The following is a 6,546-nucleotide window of genomic DNA, read 5'->3' as shown; positions in this document are numbered from 1 at the left end:
GACCTCGCCTACGTCCACCTGGAGGCGACCGCCGAGGAGGAGGTGCTGGTCGGGCCGGCCGGTCATCGGCCGGGGCGCACGGCGTTGCGAGGGGCCTCAGGGACCGCTTGGCGGCGCCGTGGAGCCTCGTACGACCAACTCCACCGGGATGTCCCCCGCCTCCGGTACGCGGCCGTCCAGGACCGCCAGGAGGGCGCGCATGCCGTGTTCCCCGAAGAGTTCGGAGTCGAGGCGGACCGTGGTCAGCTCCGGGTCGAGGGCGGTGGCCAGGGCGAGGTCGTCCAGGCCGGTGATCGACACGTCCTCCGGGATGCGCAGGCCGAGGCGGCGGGCGGCCTTGTAGGCGCCGGCGGCGAGTTTGTCGTCGTCGCAGACCAGGGCGGTGGGCCGGGGACCCGGTGCCGAGAGGGCGGCCCCGGCGGCGGTCAGGGCGCCCTCGATCGAGATGGGGGCGCGGGCCGTCCGTACCGAGGTGCCCGCCACGGAGCCCACCCGCGCGGCCAGTTCACGCTCGCGTACCTCGAAGGTCCAGGACGGGATGTCCGCCGCGAGGTGCAGGAAGCGGCGGTGGCCCAGCGCCAGCAGGTGCTCGGCGACCTGGCGCACGCCGTCGGCGATGTCCAGGTTGACGGTCGCGGCGCCGAGGCTGCCCTCCGGGTCGCTGTCGAGCATCACCAGGGGCAGTTGGTCGCCGCGGATCGCGGTGAGGGCGTCGGCGGCCATGGAGGAGGCGATGACGCCGTCCAGGGCGGCCTGCGCGGAGGCGAAGGGGTCGCGGGCGGGGCCGATGCCCTCGGGGGAGGGGTAGAGGACCACGCCGAAGCCGTGTTCGGCGGCGACCCGGGCGGCCCCGGTGTAGACGCCGGCGAAGAACTCCGTGGTCAGCGCGGGGACGACCAGGAGGACGGTCCGGGTGCGGCCCAGGCGGAGGTTGCGGGCGGCGAGGTTGGGGCGGTAGCCCAGGTCGCGTGCGGCCTCCCGGACGCGTTCGGCGGTGGTCTCCGAGACGCGGCCCCGCCATTTGTCGCCGAGCACCAGGGAGACGGCGGCCTGTGACACCCCCGCGGCCTGGGCTACGTCGCGGCTCGTGGGGCGGGTGCTGCCTCGTGCCACCGTGGGGCTGCTCCTTCGGCCGGGCTTCGTCTGGACTCGTGACAGGGCTCATGGTACGTATGACGGTGGAAGTTATACGTAAAACGTGAGGGTGGGGCAGAGCCGTGGGATATCTGGAGATCCTCCGGGCGAGACACGCCACTCGCCTGCTCATAGGCACGCTGGTCGGCCGGCTGCCGAACGCCACCGCCGCGATCGCGATCGTGCTCTTCATCCGGGCCGAGGGCGGCACCTACAGCCTCGCCGGGGCACTGGCGGCCGTCTACGGCATCGCCAACGCGGTCGGACAGCCCCTCCTCGGCCGGCTGGTGGACGTCCACGGACAGCCGCGGGTGCAGTTGCCCGCCGCGATCCTTTCCGCCCTCGCGATGACCGTCTTCGCCTGCTGGGGCACCGACCCGCTCCCGCTCGCCTACGTCGCCGTGGCCGCCGCCGGCCTCTTCGCGCCGCCCCTGGAGGGCGGTCTGCGCGCCCTGTGGCCGAACGTGCTGCGCCGGGAGGAGCAGGTGCACACGGCGTACGCCATGGACGCCGTGGCGCAGGAAGTCATGTTCACCGTGGGCCCGTTGCTCGTGACGGTGTTCGTGTCGCTGTGGTCCGCCCCGGTGGCGCTCGTCGTGCTGAACGTCATCGGGGTGCTGGGCGCCCTCTCCGTGGTCGTGTCGCCCCCCTCGCGCGCGTGGCGGTCGGCTCCGCGCGCGGCGCACTGGCTGGGTGCCCTGCGCTCGCCGGGACTGCTGGCGCTGCTCGGCGCCTTCCTGTTCGTCGGGATGGCGCTCGGGTCCATCACGGTCGCGTCCGTGCCGTACGCCGACGGGCACGGCGGTGACGTGGTGTACGGGTGGCTGATGGCGGCGATCGGTCTGGGCGCGCTGCTGGGCGGCACGGTCTACGGGGCGCGCAAGTGGACCGGGGTGCCCGAGCGCCGACTGCGGGTCCTGGTGGGGCTCCTGGCGGTGTGTTACCTGCCGCTGATGCTCATGCCGGGCGCGGTCGCCATGGTGTTGCTGACCGTGCTCGCCGGGGTGTTTCTCGCCCCCGCCCTCGCCTGTGCGTTCATCATCGTGGACCGGCATGCCCCTAGAGGGACGGTCACCGAGGCTTTCTCCTGGCTTGTGACGACGTTCACCGTGGGCGCCTCGGTCGGAACGGGCGTCGCGGGACCCGTCGTAGAGGCCGGTGGGGCCCTGTGGGGGTTCGCCGTGCCGGGGGCCGCCGGGGCGGTGTCGTTGCTGGTCCTGCTGGCCACCGGCCGGGTCCTCGCAGCTCCCGCAGGGGGAGCGGTCGTTGCGGCTTCATCGGAAAATGATCCAAACCGTGCGGTCGAACCCCGTTTCAGCACAGGGGATCGGGCGTAATGTTCACTCATGGACCGCCGCATTTTCGGGCTGGAGAACGAGTACGGCGTCACGTGTACGTTCAGGGGACAGCGGCGTCTGTCCCCCGACGAGGTGGCTCGGTACCTCTTCCGCCGTGTCGTGTCATGGGGCCGCAGCAGCAATGTCTTTCTGCGAAACGGCGCCCGGCTCTATCTCGACGTGGGCTCACATCCGGAATACGCGACCCCCGAATGTGACAACGTGACCGAACTGGTCACCCACGACAAAGCCGGCGAGCGCATTCTCGAAGGACTCCTGGTGGACGCCGAACGACGCCTGCACGAGGAAGGAATCGCGGGCGACGTCTACCTCTTCAAGAACAACACCGACTCGGCGGGCAACTCGTACGGCTGCCACGAGAACTATCTGGTGGCACGGCACGGCGAGTTCTCCCGGCTCGCGGACATCCTCATCCCGTTCCTGGTCACGCGTCAGCTGCTGTGCGGCGCGGGCAAGGTACTGCAGACCCCGCGCGGCGCCGTGTACTGCGTCAGCCAGCGCGCCGAACACATCTGGGAGGGCGTCTCCTCGGCCACGACGCGTTCCCGGCCCATCATCAACACCCGCGACGAACCGCACGCGGACGCCGAGCGCTACCGCCGTCTCCACGTCATCGTGGGCGACTCGAACATGTCCGAGACGACCATGCTGCTCAAGGTCGGCGCCACCGACCTGGTGCTGCGCATGATCGAGGCGGGCACGGTGATGCGTGACCTGACCCTGGAGAACCCGATCCGGGCGATCCGCGAGGTGAGCCACGACATCACGGGCCGGCGCAAGGTGCGTCTGGCCAGCGGCCGGGAGGCCTCCGCGCTGGAGGTACAGCGCGAGTACTACGAGAAGGCCGTGGACTTCTGCGAGCGCCGCGGCATCCGCACCGGCACCGTCGAGCAGGTCCTCGAACTCTGGGGCCGGGTGCTGGACTCGATCGAGGCCGAGGACCTCGACCGGATCGGCACCGAGATCGACTGGGTCATGAAGTACCAGCTGATCGAGCGGTACCGGGCCAAGCACAACATGACCATGTCCCACCCGCGGGTCGCGCAGATCGACCTCGCGTACCACGACATCCACCGTCGTCGAGGGCTCTACTACCTCCTGGAGAGGAAGGGCCAAGCCGCCCGGATCTGCAACGACTTGAAGATCTTCGAGGGCAAGTCGGTTCCGCCGCAGACCACTCGGGCACGGCTCCGCGGCGACTTCATCCGCAGGGCCCAGGAACAGCGGCGGGACTTCACCGTCGACTGGGTCCATCTCAAGCTCAACGACCAGGCGCAGCGCACCGTGTTGTGCAAGGACCCGTTCCGTTCCGTGGACGACCGGGTGGAGAAACTGATCGCCGGAATGTAGGGCAAAAGCGTCCGGATGCCGATGTCCGGATACATATTCGGTACGCCACACGGGCCCCGTACGTTTCACGTACGGGGCCCGTGCCACGCCGTAGAGTTGCGCGCACGCCATCAACAAGATCGACCGATACGAGGCCTTCACCGTGCGCCGACGCTCCCTTCTCATCGCTGTTCCCGCAGGACTTGTGACGCTCGCGGGGTGCGGTGACAGCGATTCCTCCTCAAGCAAGGCCAGCGCGTCGCCGTCGCCGTCCGCCTCGGCCTCGACCGTTCCGCCGCCGAAGGTCGTCGACGGTCCGGTGCCGGCGATCACCGCGGGCACGAAGTTCGACGAGAAGCCGACCGTCGCCAAGGGCACCGGCGAACCGTCGAAGAACCTCGCGGTCAAGACGGTCATCGCGGGCAGCGGAAAGGCCGTCGCGGAGGGCGACTTCGTCCAGGTCAACTACCTGGGCCAGATCTGGTCGACGGCCAAGGTGTTCGACAACTCCTACGACCGCAAGACCCCGTTGGTCATCCAGCTCGCCCAGGGCAGCATCATCGACGGCTGGCGCTACGGCCTCGCGGGCCGCAAGGTCGGCAGCCGCGTCGAGATGGCCATCCCGCCGACCTGGGGATACGGCACGGCGGGCAACAGCCAGGCGGGCATCAAGGGCACCGACACACTCGTCTTCGTGATCGACGTGCAGGACGCCTTCAACATCAAGAGCTCCGCCAAGGGCAAGGCCGTCGCCCAGTCCGACTCCGCCCTGCCCAAGGTCGGTACGAACACCGACGGCAAGGCGCCCTCGGTCACCGTCCCGAAGGTGGACCCGCCGAAGAAGCTGGTGTCGAACTACGTCCTGGAGGGCGACGGAGCCGTCGTCAAGGCGTCCCAGACGATCCTGTGCCAGTTCGAGGGCGTGGTCTGGAGCACCGGCAAGCAGTTCGAATCGACGTACTCCCAGGGCCGGTTGAGCCAGTTCGCGATCTCGCAGATGGAGTCGGTCGTCAAGGGCCTGGCCCAGGGCGTCACCGGCAAGAAGGTCGGCAGCCGCGTCCTGATCGTCGCGCCCCCGGACCTGGCCTACGGCGACACCCCGCCTACCGGCGGCACCATCAAGAAGGGCGAGACCCTGGTGTTCGCGGTCGACATCCTGGCGGCGATGTAGTCCCGCGGGTGAAGTGCCTGGCCGACGCACGAGCGCGGCCGGGATGCGAGACTGTCCGAGTTGTCTTGTCGTACACAAGCAGGAGCTAGAGACGTGAGCATCGAGAAGCCCGAGATCGACTTCCCTGAGGGCGCACCCCCGGCCGACCTGGAGATCAAGGACCTGTGGGAGGGTGAGGGCGAGGTCGCCAAGGCGGGCCAGAACGTCACCGTCCACTACGTGGGCGTGGCCTTCAGCACCGGCGAGGAGTTCGACGCCAGCTGGAACCGCGGCACCCCGTTCAAGTTCCCGCTCGGTGGCGGCCGTGTCATCAAGGGCTGGGACCAGGGCGTGCAGGGCATGAAGGTCGGCGGCCGCCGCCAGCTGACCATCCCGGCGCACCTCGCCTACGGCAACCAGAGCCCGACCCCGGCGATCAAGCCGGGCGAGACCCTGATTTTCGTGGTCGACCTCGTCGCCGTCTGATCACCGGATCCGACCGGACCCGATCACCTGGGGCCCATGCCTGCTCGGGCATGGGCCCTCGGCTTTTGTCAGGCCATCCCGGGGCGGTACGGTCATTGTTCGTTAGTACAGAGGAAGGCGAAGGGCGTCGATGGCCATTGCCAAGGCCGAGCGGCTGATGAACCTCGCGCTGTGTCTGCTCGGGACGCGGCGGCCGCTCAGCAAGCGTGAGCTGCGGGAATCCATCGAGGCCTACCTCGAAGCTGGATCGGACGACTCCTTCAACCGGATGTTCGAGCGCGACAAGGACGATCTGCGCGAACTCGGGCTGGTCATCGAGACGGTGGAGAACCTCGACGGCGAGGTCGGCTATCTCGCGCGCCGCGACAGCAACCGCCTCCCGCCCATCACGCTCGACGCCGAGGAGGCCGCCGCCCTCGGTCTCGCCGCCAAGGTGTGGCAGCAGGCCCGACTCGCCGGCGCGGCCAGCGGCGCCCTGCAGAAACTGCGCGCGGCCGGTATGCCCGAGGACCTCGACCCGTACGAGCCGCACGGCGCCCTGGAGCCTCGTATTCCGGTGCACGAGGCGTCGTTCGAGCCGCTGATGCTGGCCTGCCGCGACCGCCGTCCCGTGGTGTTCGAGTACCGCAAGGCCACCGCCGCCCACCCCGAGACCCGCAGCGTCGAGCCGTGGGCCCTGGAGTGCTGGCGCGGCCACTGGTACCTCGCCGGCTGGGACCGGGACCGGGGTGCCGAACGCGTCTTCCGCCTCTCCCGGATCACCGGCAAGGTGCGCTCCCGCAACGGGCGGTTCACCGCGGACGTACCCGATGTCGTCACCGTGCGCGAGACCGTAGCGAGCTGGGCGGGGGAGACCGCCGACCGTTCCGCCCTGATCCGGCTGCGCACCGGCTCCGGGTACCCCCTGCGGGCGAAAGCCACCGAGGTACGGGAACTCGGGGACGGCTGGGACGAGTTGGAGATTCCGTACGGCCACGGACTGGACGCCTGGCTGGTCGAGTTCGGGCCGGACGTGGTCGTCCTGGAGCCCGCCGAGCTGCGGGCCGACGTGGTGGACCGGCTGCGTGCCGTGGCCAAGGGCTGAGGGGG

Annotated in this window: 6 protein-coding genes; 5 read left to right on the top strand and 1 reads right to left on the bottom strand. The window is 69.8% G+C overall.

Translation table 11 applies throughout. The features are described 5' to 3' along the window. Positions 1-96: 96 nt before the first annotated feature. On the bottom strand, positions 97-1,113 hold the full coding sequence (locus ACWDEW_RS36375) for a LacI family DNA-binding transcriptional regulator (protein ID WP_450518708.1): 1,017 nt from the start codon (positions 1,111-1,113) through the stop codon (positions 97-99). 104 nt (positions 1,114-1,217) lie between these two features. Between ACWDEW_RS36375 and ACWDEW_RS36370 the strand changes: the two genes are divergently transcribed. The 5 genes from ACWDEW_RS36370 (at position 1,218) to ACWDEW_RS36350 (ending at position 6,541) form a co-directional block, all read left to right on the top strand. After that, entirely contained in the window at positions 1,218-2,471 is a 1,254-nt protein-coding gene (locus ACWDEW_RS36370; RefSeq protein WP_450518706.1) for an MFS transporter, read from the top strand. A gap of 9 nt (positions 2,472-2,480) precedes the next feature. Then, positions 2,481-3,842, top strand: a complete 1,362-nt coding sequence (pafA, locus tag ACWDEW_RS36365) for a Pup--protein ligase (protein WP_019066118.1) — start codon at positions 2,481-2,483, stop codon at positions 3,840-3,842. Between the two features lie 142 nt (positions 3,843-3,984). Then, positions 3,985-4,992 (top strand): FKBP-type peptidyl-prolyl cis-trans isomerase, encoded by a 1,008-nt coding sequence (locus ACWDEW_RS36360; RefSeq protein ID WP_450518704.1) that lies wholly within the window; start codon positions 3,985-3,987, stop codon positions 4,990-4,992. Positions 4,993-5,085: 93 nt separating this feature from the next. Next, positions 5,086-5,457 (top strand): FKBP-type peptidyl-prolyl cis-trans isomerase, encoded by a 372-nt coding sequence (locus tag ACWDEW_RS36355; protein ID WP_019066120.1) that lies wholly within the window; start codon positions 5,086-5,088, stop codon positions 5,455-5,457. Between the two features lie 130 nt (positions 5,458-5,587). Beyond that, entirely contained in the window at positions 5,588-6,541 is a 954-nt protein-coding gene (locus tag ACWDEW_RS36350; protein ID WP_450518702.1) for a helix-turn-helix transcriptional regulator, read from the top strand. Positions 6,542-6,546 lie beyond the last annotated feature (5 nt).

This window comes from Streptomyces sp. NPDC001100, from assembly GCF_053598575.1.
The sequence above is the reverse complement of the archived record's forward strand: the minus strand, read 5'-3'. Positions and strand labels throughout refer to the sequence as shown.